The following is a 25,879-nucleotide window of genomic DNA, read 5'->3' as shown; positions in this document are numbered from 1 at the left end:
CTGGCGGCAGGCCGAGGCTGCACCGCCAGAAGCCCCGGAGGCCTGATCAGGCCGCGTAGGTAGCAAGGTCGGCGAAGGCCTCGCGGTTGCCGCAGAAGGTCGCCTCGGTCGGCTGGGCCTGGTCGCCTTTGGCCAGAAGCCTAGCGCAGGCACCCCGGTCGGCACAGTGGCCGCAGGTCGACAGGATCTCGACCCAAAGGCCGTGGTCACGCTTGAGTTCGGTCTCGGGCAGGCCGAAGATCGCCCCCATCGCTGTCACGCGGTCGTTGATGTCGCGCGGCATGCGCAGGAAGTCGAGGACCTGATCGCGGGTCATGCCAAGGTCGGCGAGGTCACGGTCGGAAAGGGAGTTGACCTCTTGCACGTCATGCAGGCGGTCGATCAGGGCGCGGATACGGGCAAACATGTCAGGCTCCTAACAGGGGATTGGACCCTGATTAGGCGCGGTTGCGAGATGTCGCCTTGATTTGCGTCAAGCCCCTCGGCTTGGCCCGAGGGATGCCGGGGCAGCCTATTCGGCAGCGACCGGGGCCGGGTCTGCCAGAGCGACAAGGTCCAGCATGATCCGGTTCAGCTGGAAGTCCTTCGGGGTGTAGACGCGGGCCACGCCCATCGCGGTGAGGGTCTTCGCGTCCTCATCCGGGATGATGCCGCCGACGACAAGCGGCTGGGAAAGGCCCGCCTGTCGCATGAGGTCCAGGGTTTCCCGGATCAGGGCGACGTGGCTGCCGGACAGGATCGACAGGCCGATGACGTCGGGCTGTTTCTCGGCGGCGGCGGCAACGATCTCTTGTGGAGTCAGGCGGATGCCGTCGTAGGTGATCTCGATCCCGCAGTCGCGGGCGCGGGTGGCGATCTGTTCGGCGCCGTTGGAATGGCCGTCGAGGCCGGGCTTGCCAAGGAGGAGGCGCAGTGGGCGGCCGAGTTTGGTGGCGACGGCGGCGACGGCATCCCGGACGGGCTCCAGCCCTTCGGTGCGGTTCGACGGGTGCTGGCTGACGCCGGTGGGCGCGCGGTATTCACCGTAAAGCGCGCGCATGGCACCGCCCCATTCGCCGGTGGTGACCCCGGCTTTGGCGCACTGGATCGAGGCGGGCATGATGTTTTCGCCGGTCTCGGCCGCCTGCCGCAACGCGGCGAGGGCTTCGGTGACTTGTCGTGGGTCGCGCTGGGCCCGCCACTGGGCCAGGCGGGCGCATTGGTCGGCCTCGGCCTTGGGGTCGGCCTGCATGATCGCGCCTTCTCCGGTTGTCAGGGGCGAGGGTTCCGAAGTGGTGAAGCGGTTGACGCCGACGACGGTTGTCGCGCCGGATTCGATCCTGGACAGGCGGTCGGCGTTGGATTCGACCAGGCGGCCCTTCATGTAGGCGATGGCGGCGACGGCCCCGCCCATCGCGTCGATATGGGCAAGTTCTTCCAGCGCGCCCTGCTTCAGCGCGTCGACCTTGCGGTCGATGGCCGGGTTGCCGTCAAAGAGGTCGTCGTATTCCAGAAGGTCGGTCTCGTAGGCCAGAATCTGCTGCATCCTAAGCGACCATTGCTGGTCGAAGGGGCGGGGCAGACCCAAGGCTTCGTTCCAGGCGGGAAGCTGCACGGCGCGGGCGCGGGCGTTCTTGGACAGGGTGACGGCCAGCATCTCGATCAGGATGCGGTAGACGTTGTTTTCGGGCTGCTGTTCGGTGAGGCCAAGCGAGTTGACCTGGACGCCATAGCGGAAGCGGCGGAACTTGGCGTCGGTGATGCCGTAGCGGGATTCCAGAAGCTCGTCCCAAAGCGCGGTGAAGGCGCGCATCTTGCAAAGCTCGGTCACGAAGCGGATGCCGGCATTGACAAAAAACGACATTCTGCCTGCCATCGCGGGGAACTCTGCCGCCGAAACTTTCACTTTTAGATCATCGAGGACGGCACAGGCAGTGGCCAGCGCGAAGGCCAGTTCCTGTTCCGGCGTGGCCCCGGCCTCTTGCAGGTGGTAGCTGCAGACGTTCATCGGGTTCCATTTCGGCAGATGTTTCCCGGTGTAGGCGGCAACGTCGGTGATAAGGCGCAACGATGGCTGCGGCGGCAGGATGTAGGTGCCGCGCGAGAGGTATTCCTTGATGATGTCGTTCTGGACGGTGCCTTGCAGGGCCGCGATGTCGGCGCCCTGTTCCTCGGCCACGGCGATATAAAGGGCCAACAGCCACGGCGCGGTGGCGTTGATCGTCATCGAGGTGTTCATCTGGTCCAGCGGGATGTCCGCGAACAAGGCACGCATGTCGCCAAGATGGGCGACGGGGACGCCAACCTTGCCGACCTCACCCCGGCTGCGCGGGTCGTCGCTGTCGTAACCGGTCTGGGTAGGCAGGTCGAAAGCGACGGACAGGCCGGTCTGCCCCTTGGCCAGATTGCCCCGGTACAGCGCGTTCGAGGCCGAAGCGGTGGAGTGACCCGCGTAGGTGCGGAAGAGCCAGGGTTTTTCGGACATGGAGCCTCGCGAGTCGCGTTGGTAATTTTATTGCGTCAAGGACCGGATACGCGACAGATCATGCCAATGTCAATCGCTGCGCTGCGGCGTGGCTCCTCGTTCGACTTCGTCTCCTCGTCGCGGGGGCGTTCCGAGGAGTGACGAAGTCATCGACGAGGTTTTCGCTTTCGGGCAGGGTGGACCCATGTTCGGCATGGTTGCGGTTCCCGTCTGGCTGTTGGTTCTGATCCTGGGATTCGCCGCGATCAGCTTTGCCACGCATTTCCTGTTCCCGTCGGTGCGCTGGTTCTTCCGGCGGCGGGCAGAGCGGGCACTGACCCGTCTGAACGCGCGGCTGGACCGGAAGATCGACCTCTTCAAGCTGGCGCAGCGGTCCGACATGGTGGCGCGGCTGGCCTATGACCAAAGGGTCGTCGAGGCGGCGATGGTCCATGCAGCCGAGACGGGGGTGCCGGGCGAAGTCGCCTTCGAGGAAGCGCGGCGCTATGCCCGCGAGATCGTGCCAGGGTTCTCGGCAACGGTCTACTTCGGCTTCGGCACTCGGGCGGCGAAGTGGCTGAGCCGACTGCTGTTCCGGGTCAGGGTCGGCAAGGTGGACCAGGCCCTGCGGACGATCGACCCGAAGGCGGCGGTGGTCTTCGTGATGAACCATCGGTCGAACGTGGACTATGTGCTGGTGACCTGGCTGGTCGCGGACCGCTCGGCCGTGAGCTATGCCGTGGGCGAATGGGCGCGGGTCTGGCCCTTGTCGGCGCTGATCCGGTCGATGGGGGCCTATTTCATCCGGCGCGGGAGCCGGAACGCGCTCTACCGCAAGGTGCTGGCGCGCTATGTGCAGATGGCGACCGAGGAGGGCACGACGCAGGCGATCTTTCCCGAGGGGGGACTTTCCCTGGATGGGCGCGTCGGGCCGCCGAAGCTGGGGCTGATCAGTTACATCGTCGAGGGCTGGACGCCACATTCCCGCGATGTCGTCTTCGTGCCGGTCGGCCTGGCCTATGACCGGGTGCTGGAGGACCGGGTGCTGGTCGAGGCGGCGGCCTCGGGCACGCGGCGGTTCCGCAACCGGCCGCTTTGGGTGGCCTGGTACGCGCTGCGCTTCATGTGGGCGCGGTTTCGCGGCCGGACGCAGGGGTTCGGCACGGCGGCTGCGGGGTTCGGCGCCCCGGTCAGCCTGCGTGAGCATCTGGGGGCGGGCGGGACGGTCGAGGCGCTGGGGGAGCGTCTGATGGCGGCGATTGCGGCGGTGGTGCCGGTCCTGCCAGTGCCGCTGGTGGCGCGGGCCTTGGGCGAGGGGGCCGCCAGCCGCGAGGAGCTTGCCGCGCGGGTCGAGGCGATGGTGGCGCAACTGCGCGCGGCGGGGGCGGTGTTGAAGCTGCCACCGGTGGGTGGGGCCTCGGTCCTGGACGAGGGGCTTGAGCCGCTGATCAGGCGCGGGCTGGTGACGGGTGACCTGAAGCCGGTAGCCGGCGAGCGGAACCTGCTGGCATTCTACGCCGCTTCGGTGCCTGACATGGATGTTTCTGCGCCGCCGCAGACATAAAATTTCAAGAATACCCAATCAGACTATTGCAAAGTTGCGCGCAAGCCTGTCATCTGCCGCTAAAGGCGCAGCGATTCTGCGGCGCGGCATCTGACTGGAGGCAGTGGTGGCTTTGGATACGCAAAACGCACCCGTGATCTACGACGCACCGAAGAAGGACCTGTACGAGCTGGGCGAGATGCCTCCGTTGGGGCATGTGCCAAAGCAGATGTACGCCTGGACGATCCGGCGCGAGCGGCACGGGGCCCCGGAAACCGCGATGCTGCAAGAGGTTGTCGACACCTGGACCATCGACAGCAACGAAGTGCTGGTGATGGTGATGGCGGCGGGCGTCAACTACAACGGCGTCTGGGCCGCTTTGGGCGAGCCGATTTCTGTGTTCGATGGCCACAAGCAGCCCTATGCGGTGCTGGGCTCGGACGCTGCCGGGATCGTCTGGGCGGTGGGCGACAAGGTCAAGCGCTGGAAGGTCGGGGACGAGGTGGTGATCCACTGCAACCAGGACGACGGCGACGACGAGGAGTGCAACGGGGGCGATCCGATGTTCTCTCCCTCGCAGCGGATCTGGGGGTATGAGACGCATGACGGCTCCTTTGCCCAGTTCACGCGGGTGCAGTCGCAGCAGCTTATGCCGCGGCCAAAGCATCTGACCTGGGAGGAATCGGCCTGCTACACGCTGACGCTGGCCACGGCCTACCGGATGCTTTTCGGGCATGAGCCGCATGACCTGAAGCCCGGGCAGAACGTGCTGGTCTGGGGGGCCTCGGGGGGCTTGGGGTCCTATGCGATCCAGCTGATCAACACGGCGGGGGCGAATGCGATCGGGGTCATCAGCGACGAATCGAAGCGCGATTTCGTCATGGGCCTGGGCGCCAAGGGCGTCATCAACCGCAACGAGTTCAAGTGCTGGGGGCAGCTGCCGAAGGTCAACACGCCGGAATACAACGATTGGTTGAAAGAGGCGCGGCGCTTCGGCAAGGCGATCTGGGACATCACCGGCAAGGGCATCAGCGTCGACATGGTCTTCGAACACCCCGGCGAGGCGACGTTCCCCGTCTCCAGCCTGGTGGTGAAGAAGGGCGGGATGGTCGTGATCTGCGCCGGAACCACGGGGTTCAACTGCACCTTCGACGTCCGCTACATGTGGATGCACCAGAAGCGCCTGCAGGGCAGCCACTTTGCGCATCTGAAGCAGGCCGCCGCGGCGAACAAGCTGATGGTCGAGCGGCGGCTGGACCCCTGCATGTCCGAAGTCTTCCCCTGGGCCGAGATTCCGCGGGCGCATACCCTGATGTGGAAGAACCAGCACAAGCCCGGAAACATGGCCGTTCTGGTGCAGGCACCCCGGACCGGACTGCGGACTTTCGAGGACACGTTAGAGGCGAGCAAATTGACTTAAAGTCAACCTTTAACAACCAACTCACCCATCGCCCCGATATCTGTGCTTAAGTGAGTCGCCATTGGGTCCGGTCGTTCCGGGCCGGACGCAGGGCGGCACAGGTTTCTGGCCGAGGGACTTCATGCGCCACGACTGGGTCTTCGACGTTCTGTCGGATCTTCTTACCTACGCGACCCAGAACGGCTTGCCCCGCCTGGCTGCCAAGGTGTCCGAAACCATCGACGAGGCGCGCCGTGAGATCGGCGCGTCCGAGGGTGGTCCGGACGAACCGCCACAGTCGCCACCGCCCTCGGGTCGCAAGATGCACTGACCCTACCGCTTGCGTCCTGCCCGGGCTATGGTCGCAGGATGCAGTTGCCCGCGCTGACCTTTTCCGACGACCAGGCCGAGGCCTATGATCGCCTTGCCGCCGCCTTTCTGGGCGCGGGCATCGATCTGGCCGAGGCGCAGTTGCAGCCTGCGGCCGAGGGGCGGACGACGGTTCTGGCGGTGGTGGGCAAGGCGGGGTCCGGCAAGACCATGCTGCTGGCCGAGCTTTACCGCAGCCTGAAGGCGGCGGGGCTGGACATCGTCAGTGGCGATTACGAGGGGAAGAAGCGCAAGGACCGGCGGACGCTGGCGATCCTGGCGCCGACCAACAAGGCGGCCAGCGTGCTGCGGCTTCGGGGGGTGCCGGCGACGACGATCCACCGGATTTTATACACTCCGGTCTACGACCCGGAATACGAGAAGATTGCCGAATGGCTGGCAGGTACGGGGACAAGGCCGGTCATCGACAGCCTGGCGATTGCGGGGCTGACCGAGCTGGCGCTGGACCGGGCGCATGCGTTCTATCAGCAGGTCGCCAGCATCCCGGGCGCGCTGGCGTCGGCCGGGTTGAAGGGGTCGGATTTCATCAAGGGCTGGAAACGGCGGGAAGAGCCGCTGGATGTGGGCTTCGTTGATGAAAGCAGCATGCTGGACGAACGCCAGTTCGAGGATCTGAAAGAGATATTCCCGACGCTGGTCCTGTTCGGCGACCCGGCACAGCTGGCCCCCGTCGGCTTGTCCGGCGAGATGGTGTTCGACAAGCTGCCCGAGCCGCGGCGGCTGGTGTTGTCCCGCATCCACCGGCAGACCCAGGACAACCCGATCCTGGACCTGGCCCATGCCTTGGGCGACGACCGGCTTGGGTTTGAAGAGTTCGAGGCGCTGGTGCAGGAAAAGGCGCGGGCCGACGACCGGGTGGTCTGGGCCGAGCGGGTGGAGGCGCGGCTGATGGCGCGGTCTCCGGTCCTGGTCTGGCGCAACGCGACGCGGGTGCGGCTGATCCAAGCGTTCCGCAACGCCTATGGCGCGCCCGAAGATGCGCTTTTGCCGGGCGAGCCCCTGATCTGCGACGGGATCGAGCTGCCGTTGAAGCACCGGAAAAAGCGGATCGACCTGGAGGCGCGGGGACTGATCAAGGGCGCGCAGGTGATTTACCTGGGCGAGGGGACCCGCGACGGATTTGCCCGGCTGCATGTCGTGGGGGCCGAGGAGCCTCAGGTTTCGGCGGCGTCGATCATCAAGATCGAGAAGCCGGACGAGGAAGAGCCGTTCATCCCCCATGCGGCGCGGATGGGGGCTGCGTTCCTGCACGGGGCGGCGGTGACGATCCACAAGGCGCAGGGCTCGCAGTGGGACGAGGTGCAGGTCTTTGCGCCCGATCTGCAGGCGGCCGCCTTTTCGGGACGGTCCGAGGCCGGGGTGCCCCTGTGGAAGCGGCTGGCCTATGTGGCGATCACCCGGGCGCAGACGCGGCTTTACTGGGTGGTGCGCAACCGGCTGGCGCGACCGACCGAGCCCCTGTCCATCGACGACCTGAAACGCCCCCCGGCTGTGCTGGCTTTGGGCGAGGAGTGAGGCTTTTCCTTCCGCGTCGGTCGCGTTAGGGTTCGCTGCAAGAATGGGAGGCCCCGATGGCTTTGGTTTTCGTCCAGTTCCGCTGCACCCCCGGCCAGACCTATGAGGTTGCCAATGCGATCTGGGACCGGGAAGTGGTCAGTGAGCTTTATTCGACCAGCGGTGATTATGACCTGATCGCCAAGGTCTACATCCCCGAGGACGCGGATACCGGTCACTACCTGTCGTCGAAACTGTTCGACATCCCGGGCATCCAGCGGACGCTGACCACGATGACCTTCAAGGCGTTCTGAAAGCCAAAATCCCTAAAACCGGAATTTGTCAGAGCCAGGCGCTGCGGCCCGTGCCGACTGCCATCGAGATGTTGGCATAGCCGTCGCGGGCAAGAAAGGCATCAAGGCCCTTCGCGACCTGTGGCACCAGGGAAATTCCCTGGTAGACCATCGCGGTATAAAGCTGCACGGCCGAAGCCCCGGCGCGGATCTTGTGGTAGGCCTCTTCCGCCGAGCTGACCCCGCCAACGCCGATCAGCGGCAGGAGACCCTGGGTCAGCTGCGACAGTTGCGCCAGCACGCGAGTGGACTTTTCGAACAACGGCGCGCCGGAAAGGCCGCCAGCTTCGTCCCGGCTTGCAGATTTCAAACCTTCCCGCGAAAGGGTGGTATTGGTCGCGATGATCCCCGAGATGCGGGACGTCAACGCAACCTCGACGATGTCCGCAAGGTCCGCCGTCGTCAGGTCGGGGGCGATCTTGAGAAATACCGGGATCGGGCGCGGTAGGCTGGCACGCGCCTCCATCACCCGGTTCAAAAGCGCCAGCAGCGCCTCGCGGCCTTGCAGGTCTCGCAGACGCTCGGTGTTGGGCGAGCTTACGTTCACCGTGGCGAAGTCGACATAGGGGCCGCAGTGGGACAGGACGGTGGCAAAATCGGCGGCACGGTTCTGGGCGGTTTTGTTCGCGCCAAGGTTCAAGCCGACCGGCACGGGGCCACGGGTGCGGGTGGCAAGGCGGGCGCTGATCGCCTCCATCCCCTGGTTGTTGAAGCCGAAGCGGTTGATCGCCGCGCGGTCCTGGGTCAGGCGGAAGAGGCGGGGCTTGTCATTGCCGGGCTGGGCCAAGGGAGTGGCCGCACCGACCTCGATGAAGCCGAAGCCCGCGCGCGAGAGGGGGGCCACAGCCTCGGCGTTCTTGTCGTAGCCGGCGGCCAGGCCCACGGGGTTCAGCAGCGGCATCCCGGCAAGGCTGGTGTGCAGGCGCGGCAGGTCGACCGGGCCGGGCAGGGGGGCAAGGCCCGACCGCAGCGCCAGAAGCGACAGGCCATGCGCTCGCTCGGGGTCGAAGCGGTGCAGGAGGGCCAGGCCAAGACGTTCGACTGTGCTCACCAAAGCCCCTCGGGGAAGATGTGGCCGGTGGCACCAAGGGGCAGCGACTTGTCCCAGATGACCTCTTCGATCTGCAGGGCCCGGTACAGGTGCGGGAAAAGCTGGCCGCCGCGCGAGGCTTCCCATTTCAGCTGGGGACCCAGCTTGTCTGGGTCGAAAGCCACCAGGACAAGGTCGCTTTCGGTGGCGAACCACTTTGCGGCGGTTTCGGCCACCTGCGCGGCGGTCGAGAAGTGGATGTAGCCGTCGGCAAGGTCGATGGGGGCGCCAAGCGTCTTTCCCGCAGCGCGGAAGGCATCCCATTCGGGGCGACGGAAGATTTTCAGGATCAGCATGGCCCTGCAATGCCCGAAGGCCTGCCAGGGGTCAAGAAGGCGCTAGCGGCCCATCGAGGCGCGGTAGGCTGCCTCGACCGCCTTCTCCATGCCCTTCTTGACCACGAAGGCCTTGACCGCGTTCTGGGTGATCGTGCCGGCAAGCACGCCTGCGACGCGTCCGATGCCGATCGAAAACCAGGCCTTGTAGATCCCCTCGGCGATGAGACCGGCGGCGAATTGCACGGTCAGCTGACCGCGCAACTGGGCAAGGGTCGGGTCGCGCATCAGGATGTCGGGGTCGGCATAGGCCTGGTTCACCACCTCGGCCACCGCGCGGCCCTGCATCGGGCCGAAGGCGAAGACCCGTTCGGCAATCCCGACCTTGCCGTCCTTGTTCGCGTCCTTGTCATCGAAGAAAGCGGTGACGATGGCCGCTTTGCCGTCGAGATACCCCAAGGCGCCGATGGGCTTGCGGCTGCGGCTGTCCTTGACGATCACCCAGTCGATTGCCATCGGCGGCTCCTTCCTGCAGGTGTGGAAAACGGGGGTTGTCCTGGAAGCGTACATCCCGCGCCGCACCCCGTGCAATCACGCTTTTGGCGCTGGCGTCATGGCGCTGTCACGGGTCCGTGCTGCTTTACAGGACCGACTTGCGGGGCGCAGAGTTGCGGCCTGAGGTTCACATCCTGAAGGAGAGTCGTTATGCGCGGAATATCCAGGCTGGCCTTGCTGGCGGTCCTGCTGTCCACCCCCGTCGGGGCCGAGACGGTGAAGCTGACGCTGCTGGGCGTGGGTGACGTCTATAACTTCGAGGAAGAGGACGGGCGCGGCGGCTTTGCCCGGTTGAACGCGGTGGCCAGGGCGGAACGCGCGGCCAATCCGAACACGCTGTATCTTTTCAACGGGGACATGCTGTCTCCGTCCCTGGCCTCGGGGTTTGACAAGGGGCAGAACACCATCGACTTCACCAACCTTGTGCCCTTCGACCTGGCGGTGCCGGGAAACCACGAGTTCGACTTCGGGCCGGAAAACTTCATCGAGAAGATGAAGGCCTCGAAATACCCCTGGGCGGCGATCAACATCACCAATGCGGACGGGTCGGCCATCGAGGGGCTGGGCGGCGTGATGGTGAAGGAGGTCGGCGGGCTGAAGGTGGCGCTGATCCCGGTGGCGCAGGACACCTCGCCCGAGGTGTCGTCCACGGGCAGCCTGAAGTTCCTGTCGACGGTGGAAACCGGGGTCGCGGCGGCCGAGAAGGCGCGCGAAGAGGGCGCGGACATCGTCGTGGGGGTCGTGCAGACCAACATGGAGAACGACCGGGCCTTGATGGCAAGCGGGGCGTTCGATGTGATCCTGTCGGGCGACGACCATTCCTATGCCACGGCCTATGACGGACGGACGGCCTATGTGGAAACCAGCATCGACGGGCAGTTCCTGTCCCCTGTCGACCTGACGGTCGAGGTCAGCGTGGCCGAGGACGGCAAGCGCGAGATCTTATGGGTGCCGGCCTTCCGCTTTATCGACACGGCGACGGTGACGCCGGACCCGGAGTCGGTGGCGATGGCCGATGCCTTGCGGGCGACGATGGACGAAAGCCTGAACGTCGAGATCGGCACCGTGGAGGCCCCGCTTGACAGCCGCCGCAACGTGGTGCGCGCCGAGGAAGCGACAATGGGCAACCTGATCACCGATGCTTTGCGCGACGCGACGGGGGCGGATATCGCCCTGATGAACGGCGGCGGCATCCGGGGCGATACGACCTATGACGCGGGCCGCAAACTGACGCGGCGCGACATCCTGACCGAACTTCCCTTCGGCAATACCACGGTGGTCACGGAACTGCCGGGGTCCCAGGTGCTGCTGGCGCTGGAAAATGCGGTAAGCCAGGTCGAGAACGGGTCGGGGCGTTTCGCGCAGGTCTCGGGTCTGACCTTCGCCTTCGACGCGTCCGCCCCGGCGGGGTCGCGGGTCAGCGAGGTGATGGTCGGCGGCGCACCGCTGGAGGCGGACAAGCTCTACACGGTTGCGGTGAACGATTACATCGTCGGCGGCGGCGACGGCTATGCCAGCCTGGGCGGTGGACGGATCATCACCGAGGGGCCGACGGGGCAGCTCGTCGCCAATGACGTGATGGCCTATGTCGAGAAGCTGGGGACCGTGAAGGTCGGCGTCGAAGGCCGGATCAGGAAGCTGGGGCAGTAAGCGACCGGACGGCTCCTCGCTTCCTTCGGTCGCTCCTCGCAGGGGCGGCCGATCGAGAAGAAGCCGAAGGCGCAGGACGAGGGGTCAGCGAACCACCGAGTGCAAGGCAAGGTCGCGGCCTTCGTCATCGTTGAAGAAGGCCATCCATTCCTCGGCTCCGTCGGGATGCCTGTGGATCATGTGCGGGGCGCCTGTCATCTGGGCGCCCCTTGCCGTCAGCGCAGCATGGGCGGCGGCGATGTCCGGGGCCGCAAGGTAAAGGAGATCGGCCGGGTCGCGTTGACCGGTTTCGCGCAGCATCAGGCGGGTGGGCCCAAGGTCGAAGAAGGCGAGGCCGGGGAAGGCGTAAAGCTCGGGGATGCCGAGGGTGTCGCGCCAGAAGCGGCGGGCGCGGTCCAGGTCTTCGACCCGGCGGGCGATCTGCGAAAGCGGCATGGCGGACCTCCCTCTGGTGGCCAGCATAGCGCGAAACGGGGTTTTGGTCAGCAGTCCCGCGAGAAGGTCCAGCCAACACGGCGGCCGTGCGTGGGCTGCCACCCCCGTGACTTGGTCTTTGATCGCAGAGCGCCTATCTTCCGGACATGTGCGGACGCTTCACCATCACCCATCCGAACGAGGCGCTGGCGGCGCTGTTTGACGCTAGCCTTGGCAATGACCTGCCGGTGGGGCCGAACTTCAACGTCTGCCCGACGAACCCGGTGGCCGTCGTCACCTCGGACGGCGGGGTGCGGCGGGTGCGGGCGATGCGCTGGGGGTTCATCCCGTCGTGGTACAAGGCACCGAACGACGGGCCGCTGATCATCAACGCGCGGTCCGACACGGTGGCGACCAAGCCCGCCTTCAGGGCCGCCATCCGCGAAAGGCGCTGCATCGTCCCGGCCAGCGGCTTTTACGAATGGAGCGAGGGCGAGAAGGGCGCGCGGCTGCCCTGGTATTTCACCCGCGCGGATGGCCAGCCGATGGCGCTTGCGGGCGTCTGGCAGCGCTGGGGGGACATGGACACAGTGGCCATCGTCTCGACCGAGGCGGGGCCGGGCATGGCAGAGATCCACCACCGCGAGCCTGTGGTGCTGGAGCCTGCGGACTGGCCGCTGTGGCTGGGCGAGGCGGGGCACGGCGCGGCGGTCCTGATGCGGGCGTCCCAGGACGGGGTGCTGACCAAGCCCTTCCGGGTGGGGGTCGCGGTCAACTCGAACCGGGCCTCGGGTCCCGCATTGATCCAGCCGGTCGCGGCCTGAGACGCGGTCAGCGCAGGTCCATCTGCACGTAGTGCTGCCGCAGGGCCGCAGGGGGCATGCCATATCCGGCCCGGAACTGGGCGTAGAACTGCGTCAGCGAACTGAAGCCGCACTGCTCGGCGACTTCCGAGACTGCAATCGAACTTTCCACCAGAAGCGCCCGCGCGCGCATCAGGCGCATCCGGTTGATGAACATCTTCAAGGGGACCTGCATCGTCCGCGAAAACAGCGTCAGGGCGTAGTTTTCGTGCAAGCCGGTGACCTGGGTCACCTGGGCGTTCAACAGCGGTTTGTCGAGGTTTTCCAGCACGAAGCGGACCATGTCGATGACATGCCGGACATGGGCCGAGCTGAGGTTCCGGTCAGTCCCGATCTCGTGCTGGGGCGGGCGCAGGAAGTCGAAGCCGGTGATGGAGGCGCGGCGAAAGAGGGCGTTCAGCTCCATCTTGACGATCTCGGCCCGTTCGAAATCGCCCGAGCGGTAGTCGAGATACCAGCGTTGCATCAACCCGGCGTCGCACAGCGATTCGGGCAGCATCACCATGCCGCGCCCGATCATCGCGGCCTGCAGCGCCATGATGTGGCGCATCTGCAGGAAGCTGTCGAGCGGCAGGTAGATGTTGGCCAGCTTGACCGGCCGGTCGTCCACCGGCTGAATGGCGGTCAGCTGATGGGGCACCCCGGCCCAGAACAGGATCAGCCGGTTCTCGGGCAGGATCAGCCGGGTGCCGTCGATGTCGTAGGACATTCGGAAATTTGCGGCGAAATTCAACTCGATATGCCCGTGCCAATGGGGCTGCGGCATGACCACGGGTTCAAAGATGCGGATGCCGAACCGGCCGAAGGCGCGCAACTGGGAATAGAAGTGGCGGTCGTGGCTGGGCACCGGCATCGGATTGCGCCGCGCGCGCGCCCTGTCCTGAGGGTCGTCCATGACCATCCACCCAATCTTAGAAAACCGGAAAACTATCTGACAAACCGATATTGCTGAAAGGCGTCCAATTCCGCAACCTTGGACTGTGCCGGGCAGGGGGGAGGAGATCTCTGCGCGGCAGTCACGCATAAGGATCAACCGACTAACACGTGTTGGCCAAGGGAGGACACATGACGTTCCAGGTCCGGCGCGCCGCGGTGGCGGCGCTATTGATTGGGGTATCTGCGGGGGCAGTGCAGGCCGAGATGGCCGCACCGACCGCTCCGCCAGAGCCGCCGAAGTTCGAGGCGCAGACCGAACCGGTCTACGTGAACCGCTCTGACATCTTCGAGTTCAAGGCCCTGCCGGCCTATTCGGAACCGGCCTGGGTCACGGCGTTTGTCGACGCGGGCAAGCTGCCCCCGGTGGCCGAGCGTCTGCCGAAAGAGCCTCTGGTCTACAAGACCGCGAACATGCCCGACGGCCCCGGCGTCTATGGCGACGTGATGCGGCACGTGATCGGCGGGCGCCCCGAAGGCTGGAACTTCTGGGCCGGGCAAAGCTATGGCTGGGGCGGGATCGACATCGGTCTCGTGGAATGTCTGACGCGCACCGGTCCGCTGTTCACGGTGAACTCCACCGACCTGCAGCCCCTGCCGAACCTGGCAAGAAGCTGGGAATGGTCCGAGGACGGCAAGACGCTGACGATCAAGCTGATCGAGGGTGCCAAGTGGTCGGATGGCGACCCCTTCGACGTCCAGGACATCGAGTTCTACTGGAACGATGTCATCATGGACGAGAACGTCACGCCCCTGATGGGTGCGAGCCCGGCCACCTACAACAACGCGACCTTCGCGGTGGTGGATGATTACACCTTTACGCTGACCTTCGCCGACGCCTTCCCCGAGCAGGTGCTGTACGCGATGGCTTACGGCAACTTCTGCCCCGGCCCAAGCCATGTCTTGAAGCCGAAGCATCCCAAGCACGGCGGCGAAAGCTATGAGGCGTTCCTGAACGCCTTCCCGTCGGACTACATGAACTTCCCGACCATGGGGGCCTGGGTCGTGGTGGAACACCGCCCCGACGACATCGTGGTCAAGCGCCGGAACCCCTATTACTGGAAAGTCGACGAGACCGGCCAGCAGCTGCCCTATCTGGACGAAATGCACTTCCGTCTGTCCACCTGGGGCGACCGCGACGTGCAGGCAGTGGCGGGGACAGGGGACTTCTCCAACCTGGAACAGCCGGAAAACTATGTCGAAAGCCTGAAAAAGGCCGCCGACCCGGCCAGCCCGGCGCGTCTGGCCTTTGGTCCGCGGTCCATCGGGTATCAGATGTTCTTCAACCAGTCGGCGAACGGCTGGGGCGAACCGGATGCCCGGGCACAAGCGGTGCGCGAGCTAAACCGGAACCTCGATTTCCGCAAGGCCGTGACCTACGGACTTGATCGGCAGCGGCTGGGCGACAGCCTGGTGAAGGGGCCGTTCACGGCGCCTTATGCCGGGGGTCTGCTGACCTCGACCTCGTTCTATGATCCGGCCTCGACCGTGTTCTTCCCCTTCGATCAGGCCAGCGCGAAAGAGGCGCTTGCAGCGGCGGGGCTGACCGACACGGACGGGAACGGGGTCGTGAACCTTGCCACGGGTGACGACCTGACCGTGACTCTGCTGGTGAACTCGGACTACGCGACCGACGGCAACCTGGCCGAGGGCGTGGTGGCGATGATGGCCGACGTGGGCATCAAGGTCACGCTCAACAGCTTGACGGGCAAGGACTTCGACAACGCCCGTGATGCCGGGGCCTGGGACTGGCTGGTCCTGCGCAACAACCAAGAGTTCGTCTCGGCCGTTCAGGGCACGAACAACCTGGCCCCGGTCGGGCCGGTGACCGCGGTCTGGCACCGGGCCAACGGGGCGGGCGAGATGGATCTGCAGCCTTACGAGCAGCAGCTTGTGGACGCGATCAAGACTTTCACCGGGACGCGTGACCCCGCCGCCAAGGTCGAGGCGATGAAGACCTGGCAGAAGACCTTCACCGAAAACGTGACGGCAGTCGGCCTGACCTCGTACCCTGGTGCACTGATCATCAACAAGCGTTTCGCCAACATCCCGGCGGGGGCTCCGATCTTCATGTACAACTGGGCCGAGGACAACATCATCCGCGAGCGGGTGTTCGTGCCCACGGACAAGCAGATCGGCGCGGAACTGCATCCGCAGATGCTGCCGGGTGCTCCGGGTTCGCCCGGGCCGGTCGCGGCGAACTAAGGGTTTCCTCCCGAAGTCCGGGGGCGGCAGACGACCGCCGCCCCCGGGCACCCCGCGCTTTTCCCCTTTTACTGGCAGGTGACCCGCGATGCTGGGCTTTCTAGGCGTCCGCCTGATGCAATCGGTGCCGGTCCTGATCGTGATGAGCTTCATCACCTTCATGATCATCCAGGCCCCGCCGGGCGACTATGGCGACTTCATCCGCACCAACATGATCGTGCAGGGCGGTGCCACGCCCGAGGCCGCCTCTGCCGCAGCCGAGGAATACCGCGAGAAGCACGGGCTGAACGATCCCCTGCTGATGCAATACGGCTACTGGATCTGGGGCATCGTCACCGAGGGCGACTTCGGCCAGTCCTACGCCTACAACAAGCCCGTGGCCGAGATCCTGGCGCAGCGCCTGCCGCCGACCATCGCCATCGCGCTGGTCTGCCACCTGCTTGCAACAGTGATCGGCATCGGCTTCGGCATCCTGGCGGCGACGCGGCAATATACCTGGGTCGACACGGTGCTGTCCTTCATCAGCTTCATGGGCATGACCATCCCGCGCTTCCTTTTGGCGCTGATCATCCTTTACATCCTCGTCTTCAAGCTGAACGTGCAGGAAATCGGGTCGTTCTATTCCTCACGCTACGGCGGGCAGCCCTATTGGGAGGGCTTCCTCGACTTCAACTGGAGCAAGCTGTGGAACCTGATCCAGCATGTCTGGCCGGTGATTGCCGTGGCGACCTTCGGGGGGCTGGCCTACAACATGCGGGTGATGCGGGCGAACCTTCTGGACACGCTGAACGCCCAATACATCGAAACCGCGCGGGCCAAGGGCCTAAGCGAAGGCGCGGTGATCATGCGCCACGCGGTGCCGAACGCGCTGCACCCGCTGGTGGCCTATCAGGGCGTTGTGCTGCCCTACATGCTGACCGGCGAGATCGAGGTCGCCATTGTCTTCGGCCTGGCCACCATCGGCCCAGCCATCGTGGGGTCGATGGCGATCGGCGATGTCTATGTGACCGCGACGCTGATGCTGGTCCTGGGGGCGACGCTGATCATCGGCAATATCATCGCCGACCTTCTGCTCGCACTTCTTGACCCGCGCATCCGGGTGGGGGGCAACTGATGGCCACGATCCACGAAGGCGAAGCGGCGGACGCACGGCTTTCCACCGTCTCGACCACCTCGCAAAGCTACCGCGCGCTGGTCTGGCGGCGGTTCCGCAAGTCGGTGCCGGGGATGCTGGGGCTGGTCCTTGTGTCGATGCTGTTCCTCATGTCGATCTTCGCCGAGTTCTTCTCGCCCCAGAACCCAAGTGCGAACGGGGCCTCTTTCGCGCCGCCGGACAAGATCAGCTTTTTCACCAACGAGGGTTTCACGCTGTGGCCCGTGGTCTACACCATCACCGAAAGCGAGGAACTGGACCCGATCACCTTCCAGCCGCTGATGGGGCCGGACCTGGACAACCCCCGCCCGCTGGCCTTCTTCGTGGACGGGTGGGAGTATGACTTCCTGGGCTTCATCCCGATGAACACGCATTTCATCGGGCTGTCGGACGGCACACCGCTGCGGCTTCTGGGGACCGACAAGCTGGGCCGCGACATCCTTTCGCGCGGGATCATCGGCAGCCGGATCACGCTGATCATCGCGCTGACCTCGATCACGCTGATCACCATCACCGGGACGCTTCTGGGCATCACCTCGGGCTATATCGGCGGGCGCTTCGACATGTGGTTCCAGCGCTTTGTCGAGATCGTCCTGGCCTTCCCGCAGCTGCCTTTGTACCTGACGCTGACCACGCTGATCCCGGTCACGGCGCCGTCGCCGGTCTTCATCACCTTCGTCATTCTGGTCATCGCGGGCCTTGGCTGGGCGCAGCTGTCGCGTGAGGTGCGGTCCAAGACCATGTCGATGGCCCGCATCGACTATGTCCGGGCTGCGCAGGCCGTGGGGGCCAGTGACACCCGGATCGTGACGCGGCACATCCTGCCCAATGTGATGAGCCATGTGATCGTGTCGATCACCCTGGGCATCCCCGCCATTGTCCTTTTGGAGTCGTTCCTTGGCTACCTCGGCTTTGCCGTGAAGCCTCCGCTGATCTCCTGGGGGCTGATGCTGCAGGACGCGTCCACCTTCTCGGTCATCGGGTCCTACCCGTGGATCTTGTCGCCCGTCGGCTTCATCCTGCTGGCTGTCTTTGCCTTCAACGCGCTGGGCGACGGTTTGCGCGATGCCATTGATCCGTATTGAGGGGCGCCATGAGTGACATCGTCATCGAAGCCCGAAAGATCGGCGTCACCTTCAAGGTCGACGGGGGTAGCATCGAGGCCGTCAAGGACGTCTCGTTCACGCTGAAGAAGGGCCAGACCATCGCGCTGGTGGGCGAATCCGGCAGCGGCAAGTCGGTGACGGCGCGGGCGATCATGCGGCTTTTGTCGAAGCGGGCGACGGTCAACCCGCAGACCGAAATCCTCTATGCAGGGCGCAACATGGCGATGCTGTCACCGGTCGAGATGCGGCGGCTGCGCGGCAACCGGCTGTCGATGATCTTCCAGGAGCCGATGTCCTCGTTGAACCCGGTCTACACCATCGGCAGCCAGATCGCCGAGGTCCTGCGGATCCACAACAAGATCACCAGGGCCGAGGCGATGGCGAAGGCGCTGGCGCTTCTGAAGGACGTGCAGATCCCCGAACCCGAGGCGCGGCTGAACCAGTATCCGCACCAGCTTTCGGGCGGCCAGCGCCAGCGGGTGATGATCGCGATGGCCTTGGCCAACAACCCCGACGTCCTGATCGCCGACGAGCCGACGACAGCACTGGATGTGACGGTTCAGGCGGAAATCCTGAACCTGATCAAGGAATTGAAGGAAAGAACCGGCCTTGCGGTGATCCTGATCACCCACGACCTGACCGTCGTCCGCCAGTTCGCCGACCACGTCTATGTCATGCAGCACGGCGAGGTGCGCGAGGACGGGCCGACCGAGACGATCTTCTCGGCCCCGACCCATCCCTACACGAAGCGGCTTCTGGGGTCCGAACCGAAGGGCCAGGCCGACCCGGCTCAGGTCGGGACGGAAACGGTGCTGGAAGGCCGCAACATCCGCGTGACCTACGCCTTGCGCAAGGGTGGGGCCTTCCGGGGCACCTGGTCGAAACTGCAGGCGGTGGACGGGTTGTCGCTGGCGCTGAAGCGGGGCGAGACGCTGGGGCTGGTGGGAGAGTCGGGGTCGGGCAAGACCACCTTCGGCCAGGCGCTTCTGCGGCTGAACAGCCTGACCGAGGGCGAGGTCGATTTCCTGGGCCACCGCATCGACGGCCTTGACCGCCGCGCGATGAACCCGTTCCGGAAGCGCATGCAGATCGTCTTTCAGGACCCGTTTTCCAGCCTGAACCCGCGCATGTCGGTGCGCCAGATCATCGAGGAAGGGCTGATCGTCAACGGGTTGGGCCAGACCCGCTCCGAACGGGAAGCGCGGGTGAAGCAGGCGTTGCGGGATGCGGGCCTGCCGGACACCATCCTGTCGCGGTTTCCGCACGAATTCTCGGGCGGCCAGCGCCAGCGCCTTGCCATTGCACGCGCCATCGCGCTGGAGCCGGAGTTCATCCTTCTGGACGAGCCGACATCTGCTTTGGACCTGTCCGTCCAGGCCCAGATCATCGAACTGCTGCGCAAGCTTCAGCGCGAGAAGGGGCTGAGCTACCTGTTCATCAGTCACGACCTGAAGGTCGTCCGTGCCCTGTGCCACCGTGTCATTGTCATGCAGAACGGCCGGATCGTCGAGGAAGGCCCCGTCGATGCCGTGCTGGAACGCCCCGCCACCGACTACACCCGCCGCCTGGTCAAGGCGGCCTTCGAAATCGCAGCCTGAGGAACCGAAATGCCCACCCCCGTCATCACCTTCATCGGCGCAGGGTCCGCCGTCTTCACCAAGAACATCGCCGGGGACATCCTGTCCCGGCCCGCACTTGCCGGGGCGGAAATCCGGCTGATGGACATCAACCCCGAGCGTCTGGGGGAATCCGAGATCATCGTCGGCAAGCTGGCGCAGACCCTTGGCGGCAAAGCATCGGTCAAGACTTACACCAGCCAGAAGCGCGCCCTGACCGGGGCCGATTTCGTCGTCTGCTGTTTTCAGGTCGGCGGCTATGATCCCTGCACCATCACCGATTTCGAGGTGCCGAAGAAGTTCGGCCTGCGCCAGACCATCGCCGACACGCTGGGCATCGGCGGCATCATGCGCGGCATCCGCACGGTCCCGCATCTGTGGTCGATCTGCGAAGACCTGACCGAGGTCGCGCCGAACGCGATCATGCTGCAATACGTGAACCCGATGGCGATCAACACCTGGGCCATCGCGGCGAAGTATCCGAAGATCCGGCAGGTCGGCCTGTGCCACTCGGTCCAGGGCACGGCCTATGAACTGGCGCGCGATCTGGACCTGCCGGTCGAAGAGATCCGGTATCGCGCGGCCGGGATCAACCACATGGCCTTCTACCTGACCTTCGAACATCGCCAGGCGGACGGGTCTTACAAGAACCTCTATCCAGACCTGGTGAAAGGCTATCGCGAGGGGCGGTTCCCGAAGCCCAGCCACTGGAACCCGCGCTGCCCGAACAAGGTCCGCTACGAGATGCTGACCCGGCTTGGCTACTTCGTCACCGAAAGCAGCGAACACTTCGCCGAGTATACCCCCTGGTTCATCAAGCGCGACCGTCCGGACCTGATCGAACGTTTCGGCATCCCCTTGGACGAATACCCCAAGCGCTGCGTCGAACAGATCGCCCGCTGGAAGAAAGAGGCCGAGACGCTGAAGTCGGCGAATACGGTCGAGGTCAAGGAAAGCCACGAATACGCGTCCCAGATCGTGAACTCGGTCGTCACGGGCGAGCCGTCGGTGATCTACGGCAACATCGGCAACCGCGGCTTCATCCCGCAACTGCCCGAGGGTTGCGCCGTCGAGGTGCCGGTCCTGGTCGACGCCTCGGGCCTGCAGCCGACCATCGTCCACGACATCCCGCCGCAGCTGATCGCGCTGATGCGCACCAACATCAACGTGCAGGACCTGACGGTGCAGGCGCTGCTGACCGAAAACCCGGACCATATCTATCACGCCGCCATGCTGGACCCGCATACGGGGGCCGAGCTGGACCTCGACCAGATCTGGGCGCTTACGGCCGAGCTTCTGCAGGCCCACGGCGACTGGCTGCCGGAATGGGCGCGGGTTCCCTTGCGGAAGGCGGGCTAAGGCAATGTGGCCCCGGCGCATCTGTGTGGTGGGGGGCGGCACGGCCGGCTGGCTGGCCGCCATGATGCTGGGCGACAGCGCCCGGCGCGGGGGCCACGCTTGCGACGTCACGGTCATCGAATCCTCGAAGATCGGGACCATCGGCGTCGGCGAAGGCACCACCGCCGTCTTCCGCCAGATGCTGCAGCACTTCGGCCTGGACGAGGCGGAATTCCTGCAGGCCACCGGGGCCACGATCAAATTCGGCATCCGCCACCGCGACTGGCGGCGGAAGGGGCACAGCTACGACGGTCCGATCGACGACCCGCACCGGGTGGCGGGGTTCGACGTCAACGCGCTGGATGTCTACCAGGTCGCTCAGGGCGAAAGCGTGGGCGAGACGCATCTTTTCCAGCACCTTCTGAACGGCAACCGAAGCCCCTTCGCGATGGTCGGCGGTCGGCGGGTGCCGGTCGGGCCCTATCACCATGCCTACCACTTCGACCAGGCGCTGGCGGGCAAGTGGCTGCGGTCGAAGGCCAAGGCCATCGCCACCATTGACGATCAGGTTCAGGTGGTCGAGCGGCATCCCGAAACAGGGAACATTGTCGCGCTGGGGCTGGAGGGTGGCGCGCGGATCGAGGCGGACCTTTTCGTCGACTGCACGGGATTTCGCCGCGCCCTGATCGGGCCGATGGGCGGCCAGTGGATCAGCTACCGCGATACTCTTCCCGTCAACCGCGCCATCCCCTTCTGGCTGGACATCCCGGACGGCGAAGAGATCGAGCCCTGCACCCTGGCCTGGGCGCAAGGCGCGGGCTGGATGTGGAAGATCCCGACGCAAGGGCGCTACGGTTGCGGCTATGTCTTCTCGGACGCGCATGTGACGCCGGATCAGGCCAAGGCCGAGATCGAGGGGGTGCTGGGTCACGCTATCGAGGTGCGGAACGACATCAGGATCGACGCCGGACGGCTGGACCGGCAATGGATCGGCAACTGCGTGGCACTGGGCCTGTCGTCCAGTTTTCTGGAGCCGCTGGAAGCGACGTCGATCCACGGGACCGTCGTGCAGCTGATGCTTCTGTCCTCGGTGCTGCCCAATGCGGACGACCGGGCACGGGCTGCGTTCAACGCCGCCGCCGCGCGGCAAGTCGACGACTTTCGCGACTTCATCCGGCTGCACTATGTCAGCGAGCGCCGCGATACGCCGTTCTGGCAGGACGTGGCGGGGTCCTTGCCTGACCGGCTGGCCGAGAAGCTGGCGCTTTGGCAAGGGAAGGTTCCGGGGCCGGAGGACTTCCAGCCTTTCCCGATGGGCTTGCCCCACACCGACCACCACCTGCATGTCCCGGTGCTGGACGGGTTGGGCCTTCTGAATCCGAAGGCCGCGAAGGACTGGCTGGCCGAGCACCCGAAGCTGCGCGCCCACGCCCGGCGGTCGGCCCGGTCTTTGGCCACGGAATACCGGCTGGCCGCGCGGCAGGCGATCCCGCATCGGGCCTTCCTGCAGGGGTTGCACGAACCTGCCTGAACCGCTCGTCGTGCACTTCGTTTCTCCTCGCTGACCGTCGAGATGCGAACGCGACGCAGAAAGAGTAGAGTCACACAGCCTCGTCCCGACGCGCCCGAAACTCCATCGGCGAAAGGTTTCGGTGCCGCCGGAACGCCTTGGCAAGGTAGTTGGCATCGGCAAAGCCCGTCGCCCGCGCGATTTCGGCGATCTTCATCTCCGAGGCGGTCAAGAGCCGCTCGACCCGGTCCATTCTGCGGGCGAAGACGTGGTCCGACGGGGGCAGGCCGACCTCTGCGGCGAAGCGACGGACGAAATGCGCGCGGCTGAGGCCCGCCACTTGCGCCAGGGCATCGACCCGCAAATCACTGCTCAGGTGCGCCTCGACATGCGCCAGCACACGCGCCAGTTCCGGGGCAAGGGCAGTTCGCGGCCTTGCTCCGGCAAAGGCCACGTCATGCAAAAGCGCCAGCGCCTGGTAGCCCAAGACCGAGGCCTGGGCGGGTGTCAGCGACCGGGTCAGAAGGGCGTGGCAGGACCCGGCGAGCTGCGCCGCGGTGTCTTCGGCGGGCTGCAGGACCGGCCCGGCGACGGCCAGCACATCGCGCCCCAGACGCAAGGCCTCGCGGCCCGACAGGATGAACCAGAAATACTCCCAATGCCCGCCGCGTTCCAGCCAGTAGCGATGGGCATGCGGCATCGTCACCAGCATGGTTTGACCCGGCCTCAGCCGATGGCGCGCGCCGCCGAAGTCCAGCCGCCCCTCGCCCAGAAGGGTGTGCTGGATGACCAGGAACGGCTCGGTCCCGCGCTTCATCCCGTCCCAGCTATACAGCTCGTTGCGACGCTGTTCGTATCCGGCTGCCTCTGCCACGACGCCCAGGCCGGGCACCGACCCGCGCGGCACGAGAGTGCGGATGTCGTGGCCGTGGGTCAGAAGGCTGGACAGCATGAAATTACCCTGCTTCGCACAAGATTTCTCTACACGGCTGCCGCCGCGACGCCTAGCCTGATTTCCAACCAGGGAGGTCAGTCATGCCGTTCAAACTGTGCATCATCGGCGCGGGCAGCGTCGGGTTCACCCGCAAGCTTTGCTCGGACATCCTGAAGGTGCCCGAGTTCGAGGGGATCGAGATCGCGCTGACCGACATCAGCCAGCAGAACCTGGACATGATCGCGCAGATCCTGCGCAAGATGATCGAGGTCTCCGGCCTTAAGACCAAGGTCACCGCCACCACCGACCGCCGCCGCGCGCTGGACGGTGCCAAATACATCATGAACACGGTCCGCATCGGCGGGGTGGAGGCGTTTGCGACCGACATCTCGATCCCGCTGAAGTACGGCGTCGACCAATGCGTCGGCGACACGATCTGCGCGGGCGGCATCCTGTACGGCCAACGCGGCATCGCCGCCATGCTGGACTTCTGCCGCGACATCCGTGCGGTCTGCCCGTCCGATCACCTCCTCCTCAACTACGCCAACCCGATGGCGATGATGACCTGGGCCGCCATTGATCACGGCGGGGTCAACACCGTCGGTTTGTGTCACGGCGTCCAGAACGGCCACCGCCAGATCGCAGCTGCGCTTGGTGTCCCGATGAATGAGGTGGACATCGTCTGCTCCGGCATCAATCACCAGACCTGGTATCTGGATATCCGCCACAAGGGCCGGAAGATCGAGAAAGAGGAACTCTTGGAAGCTTTCAAAAGGCATCCGGTGTTCAGTCGACAGGAAAAGGTCCGCATCGACGTCCTGAAACGCTTCGGCTTCTACTCGACGGAATCCAACGGCCACCTCTCCGAATACCTGCCCTGGTACCGCAAGCGCCGCGAGGACATCGCGAACTGGATCAGCACCGACGACTGGATCCACGGCGAGACGGGCGGCTATCTGCGCCACACGCGCGAGACGCGGAACTGGTTCGAAACCGAATATCCGACCATGCTGAAGGACGCTGAAAAGCCTCTCTCGCAGTGGAAACGCACCGACGAACATGCCAGCCACATCATCGAGGCGCTGGAAACCGGCCGCCCCTACCGCGGGCACTTCAACGTCAAGAACCGGGGCGTCATCACCAACCTGCCCGAAGATTGCATCATCGAAAGCCCCGGCTGGGTTGACCGCTTCGGGATCAACATGGTCGAGGGCATCACCCTGCCCCTCGCCTGCGCGGCGACCTGCCAGGCCTCGGTCAATGTGCAGCGGATGTCGGTCCAGGCGGCGGTCACCGGGGACGTCGACCTGCTGAAACTGGCCGTGCTGCACGACCCCCTGGTCGGGGCCGTCTGCACACCCGATGAGGTTTGGTCGATGGTGGACGAGATGCTGGCCGCCCAGGCCGAGTGGCTGCCGCAATATGGCCTGCGCAAGGGCGTATCTGCACGGAAGACCACTGCTTCGGCTTGACACATCGGATATATACCCGAAACTATGATCCAAAGCTTCGGGGAGGATGACATGGCCGGAATCGCCTTGGAAAAGGTGTCGAAAACGTTCGGGTCGGTCGAGGTGATCCGTGACCTGAGCCTGGAGATCGGCGCAGGGGAATTCGTGGTGTTCCTTGGCCCCTCCGGGTCGGGCAAGACCACGCTTTTGCGGATGATCGCCGGGCTGGAAAGCATCGACGCGGGCGGCCTGGTGATCGACGGGGTGCGGTCCGAGGGGCTGGCTCCGGGTCAGCGGAACCTGGCGATGGTGTTTCAGAACTATGCGCTTTATCCGCACATGACGGTGGCCGAGAACATGGCCTTCGGCCTGCGCAACATCGGTCTGCCCGAGGGCACGATCAAGGCCCGCGTGGCCGAAGCCGCGCGGATGCTGGAGATGGAGAAGCTCTTGGCCCGGCGTCCGGCGGAACTGTCGGGCGGACAGCGGCAGCGGGTCGCTATCGGGCGGGCCATCGTGAAAGAGCCGAAGGCGTTTCTGTTTGACGAGCCCTTGTCCAACCTGGACGCGGCCTTGCGGGTGCGGACGCGGGTGGAACTGGCCGAGCTGCACCAGCGGCTGGGCTCGACGATGATCTATGTCACCCACGACCAGACCGAGGCGATGACCCTGGCCGACCGGATCGTGATCCTGAACAACTGCCAGATCGAGCAGGTCGGCACCCCGATCGAGGTCTATTCGCGACCCGCCTCGCGCTTTGTGGCCAGTTTCATCGGCTCGCCCGCGATGAACCTGTTGCCGGTCACGCTAAGTGGCAGCGGCGACCGGGTGGCGGCGCGGCTTGGCGACGGGGCGTTGGTGCCCTTGATCGCCGCTCCCAAGGGAGAGGGTCCGTGGGAGCTGGGCATCCGGCCCGAGGCGCTGACCGTGTCGGCCGAGGGTGTGACCGAGGCCACCGCCGCAGTGGTGGAGCGGCTGGGCGACCGCACACTGGTCTATGCGAAACTGTCCGACGGCAGCCAAGTCATCGCGCAGGACGGCGGCAAGTCCCATGTGAAGGCGGGCGATCGTGTCGGGCTGCACTTCGATCTGGCGGAACTGCATCTGTTTGACGGGCAGGGGCGGGCAGTTTCTCGCTGACACCGCTCGTCGAGCACTTCGTGC

The 25,879-nt window shown here is 65.3% G+C and carries 21 protein-coding genes and 2 pseudogenes; 15 read left to right on the top strand and 8 right to left on the bottom strand.

Features of this window, described 5'->3' with window-relative positions:
• Nucleotides 1–46: 46 nt before the first annotated feature.
• Nucleotides 47–406: a DUF6455 family protein gene (locus U1E69_RS13370; protein WP_322244867.1), complete on the bottom strand. Its 360-nt coding sequence runs from the start codon at nt 404–406 to the stop codon at nt 47–49.
• 105 nt (nt 407–511) lie between these two features.
• Nucleotides 512–2,476 (bottom strand): annotated as a pseudogene (locus U1E69_RS13365) (methylmalonyl-CoA mutase family protein); the annotation flags it as partial.
• 172 nt (nt 2,477–2,648) lie between these two features.
• Between U1E69_RS13365 and U1E69_RS13360 the strand changes: the two are divergent.
• The 5 genes and pseudogenes from U1E69_RS13360 (at nt 2,649) to U1E69_RS13340 (ending at nt 7,583) form a co-directional block, all read left to right on the top strand.
• Nucleotides 2,649–4,007 (top strand): 1-acyl-sn-glycerol-3-phosphate acyltransferase, encoded by a 1,359-nt coding sequence (locus U1E69_RS13360; protein ID WP_322244866.1) that lies wholly within the window; start codon nt 2,649–2,651, stop codon nt 4,005–4,007.
• 106 nt (nt 4,008–4,113) lie between these two features.
• Entirely contained in the window at nt 4,114–5,406 is a 1,293-nt protein-coding gene (gene ccrA / locus U1E69_RS13355; RefSeq protein ID WP_322244865.1) for a crotonyl-CoA carboxylase/reductase, read from the top strand.
• Nucleotides 5,407–5,527: 121 nt separating this feature from the next.
• Nucleotides 5,528–5,716, top strand: a complete 189-nt coding sequence (locus U1E69_RS13350; protein WP_322244864.1) for a hypothetical protein — start codon at nt 5,528–5,530, stop codon at nt 5,714–5,716.
• A gap of 16 nt (nt 5,717–5,732) precedes the next feature.
• Nucleotides 5,733–7,290, top strand: a pseudogene (locus tag U1E69_RS13345) (ATP-dependent DNA helicase).
• A gap of 56 nt (nt 7,291–7,346) precedes the next feature.
• Nucleotides 7,347–7,583, top strand: a complete 237-nt coding sequence (locus U1E69_RS13340) for an Lrp/AsnC ligand binding domain-containing protein (RefSeq protein WP_295076664.1) — start codon at nt 7,347–7,349, stop codon at nt 7,581–7,583.
• A 28-nt stretch (nt 7,584–7,611) separates the two neighbouring features.
• Here the strand turns inward: U1E69_RS13340 and U1E69_RS13335 are convergent, their stop codons facing one another.
• Genes U1E69_RS13335 through U1E69_RS13325 form a run of 3 tightly spaced genes read right to left on the bottom strand, consistent with a single transcriptional unit; the run spans nt 7,612 to nt 9,503 of the window.
• On the bottom strand, nt 7,612–8,673 hold the full coding sequence (locus tag U1E69_RS13335; RefSeq protein ID WP_322244862.1) for a quinone-dependent dihydroorotate dehydrogenase: 1,062 nt from the start codon (nt 8,671–8,673) through the stop codon (nt 7,612–7,614).
• On the bottom strand, nt 8,670–9,008 hold the full coding sequence (locus U1E69_RS13330; RefSeq protein WP_322244861.1) for a DUF952 domain-containing protein: 339 nt from the start codon (nt 9,006–9,008) through the stop codon (nt 8,670–8,672). Before U1E69_RS13330 ends, U1E69_RS13335 begins: the two co-directional genes overlap by 4 nt.
• Before the next feature lie 42 nt (nt 9,009–9,050).
• Nucleotides 9,051–9,503 (bottom strand): hypothetical protein, encoded by a 453-nt coding sequence (locus tag U1E69_RS13325; protein ID WP_322244860.1) that lies wholly within the window; start codon nt 9,501–9,503, stop codon nt 9,051–9,053.
• 189 nt (nt 9,504–9,692) lie between these two features.
• On the opposite strand from U1E69_RS13325, the gene U1E69_RS13320 reads away from it, so the two are divergent.
• Nucleotides 9,693–11,192, top strand: coding sequence for a bifunctional UDP-sugar hydrolase/5'-nucleotidase (locus tag U1E69_RS13320; RefSeq protein ID WP_322244859.1), 1,500 nt, complete (start codon nt 9,693–9,695; stop codon nt 11,190–11,192).
• 84 nt (nt 11,193–11,276) lie between these two features.
• On the opposite strand, the gene U1E69_RS13315 is transcribed toward U1E69_RS13320, so the two are convergent.
• Nucleotides 11,277–11,627 carry a VOC family protein gene (locus tag U1E69_RS13315; RefSeq protein WP_322244858.1) on the bottom strand — a complete coding sequence of 117 codons (351 nt, stop codon included), beginning with the start codon at nt 11,625–11,627 and terminating at the stop codon, nt 11,277–11,279.
• 146 nt (nt 11,628–11,773) lie between these two features.
• On the opposite strand from U1E69_RS13315, the gene U1E69_RS13310 reads away from it, so the two are divergent.
• The gene (locus tag U1E69_RS13310) at nt 11,774–12,430 is read left to right on the top strand and encodes an SOS response-associated peptidase (RefSeq protein WP_322244857.1); all 657 of its coding nucleotides are present in this window, start codon (nt 11,774–11,776) and stop codon (nt 12,428–12,430) included.
• Between the two features lie 7 nt (nt 12,431–12,437).
• Here U1E69_RS13310 and U1E69_RS13305 read toward each other — a convergent pair whose 3' ends face one another.
• Entirely contained in the window at nt 12,438–13,364 is a 927-nt protein-coding gene (locus U1E69_RS13305) for a helix-turn-helix domain-containing protein (RefSeq protein WP_322244856.1), read from the bottom strand.
• 170 nt (nt 13,365–13,534) lie between these two features.
• Here U1E69_RS13305 and U1E69_RS13300 point away from each other — a divergent pair, with 170 nt between their 5' ends.
• The 6 genes from U1E69_RS13300 to U1E69_RS13275 all read left to right on the top strand — a co-directional run bounded on the left by U1E69_RS13300 (nt 13,535) and on the right by U1E69_RS13275 (nt 22,351).
• Nucleotides 13,535–15,607: an ABC transporter substrate-binding protein gene (locus U1E69_RS13300; RefSeq protein WP_322244855.1), complete on the top strand. Its 2,073-nt coding sequence runs from the start codon at nt 13,535–13,537 to the stop codon at nt 15,605–15,607.
• A gap of 88 nt (nt 15,608–15,695) precedes the next feature.
• Nucleotides 15,696–16,721 (top strand): ABC transporter permease, encoded by a 1,026-nt coding sequence (locus U1E69_RS13295; RefSeq protein ID WP_322244854.1) that lies wholly within the window; start codon nt 15,696–15,698, stop codon nt 16,719–16,721.
• A complete protein-coding gene (locus U1E69_RS13290; RefSeq protein WP_322244853.1) occupies nt 16,721–17,845 on the top strand; it encodes an ABC transporter permease in 1,125 nt (374 codons plus the stop codon). The genes U1E69_RS13295 and U1E69_RS13290 overlap by 1 nt, the downstream gene beginning before the upstream one ends.
• 8 nt (nt 17,846–17,853) lie before the next feature.
• Entirely contained in the window at nt 17,854–19,464 is a 1,611-nt protein-coding gene (locus tag U1E69_RS13285) for an ABC transporter ATP-binding protein (RefSeq protein WP_322244852.1), read from the top strand.
• 9 nt (nt 19,465–19,473) lie between these two features.
• The gene (locus U1E69_RS13280) at nt 19,474–20,841 is read left to right on the top strand and encodes an alpha-glucosidase/alpha-galactosidase (RefSeq protein ID WP_322244851.1); all 1,368 of its coding nucleotides are present in this window, start codon (nt 19,474–19,476) and stop codon (nt 20,839–20,841) included.
• 4 nt (nt 20,842–20,845) lie between these two features.
• On the top strand, nt 20,846–22,351 hold the full coding sequence (locus tag U1E69_RS13275) for a tryptophan halogenase family protein (protein WP_322244850.1): 1,506 nt from the start codon (nt 20,846–20,848) through the stop codon (nt 22,349–22,351).
• 70 nt (nt 22,352–22,421) lie between these two features.
• Here U1E69_RS13275 and U1E69_RS13270 read toward each other — a convergent pair whose 3' ends face one another.
• Nucleotides 22,422–23,282 (bottom strand): AraC family transcriptional regulator, encoded by an 861-nt coding sequence (locus U1E69_RS13270; protein WP_322244849.1) that lies wholly within the window; start codon nt 23,280–23,282, stop codon nt 22,422–22,424.
• A gap of 83 nt (nt 23,283–23,365) precedes the next feature.
• On the opposite strand from U1E69_RS13270, the gene U1E69_RS13265 reads away from it, so the two are divergent.
• Together U1E69_RS13265 and U1E69_RS13260 are read left to right on the top strand one after the other, a co-directional pair.
• Nucleotides 23,366–24,736 (top strand): alpha-glucosidase/alpha-galactosidase, encoded by a 1,371-nt coding sequence (locus tag U1E69_RS13265; RefSeq protein ID WP_322244848.1) that lies wholly within the window; start codon nt 23,366–23,368, stop codon nt 24,734–24,736.
• Between the two features lie 51 nt (nt 24,737–24,787).
• Entirely contained in the window at nt 24,788–25,855 is a 1,068-nt protein-coding gene (locus U1E69_RS13260) for a sn-glycerol-3-phosphate ABC transporter ATP-binding protein UgpC (RefSeq protein WP_322244847.1), read from the top strand.
• The last annotated feature ends 24 nt before the right edge of the window (nt 25,856–25,879 follow it).

Origin of the sequence: Tabrizicola sp. (genome assembly GCF_034366665.1) — a bacterium.
Lineage (GTDB): Bacteria > Pseudomonadota > Alphaproteobacteria > Rhodobacterales > Rhodobacteraceae > Tabrizicola.
This window is presented reverse-complemented; position numbering and strand designations above follow the sequence as displayed.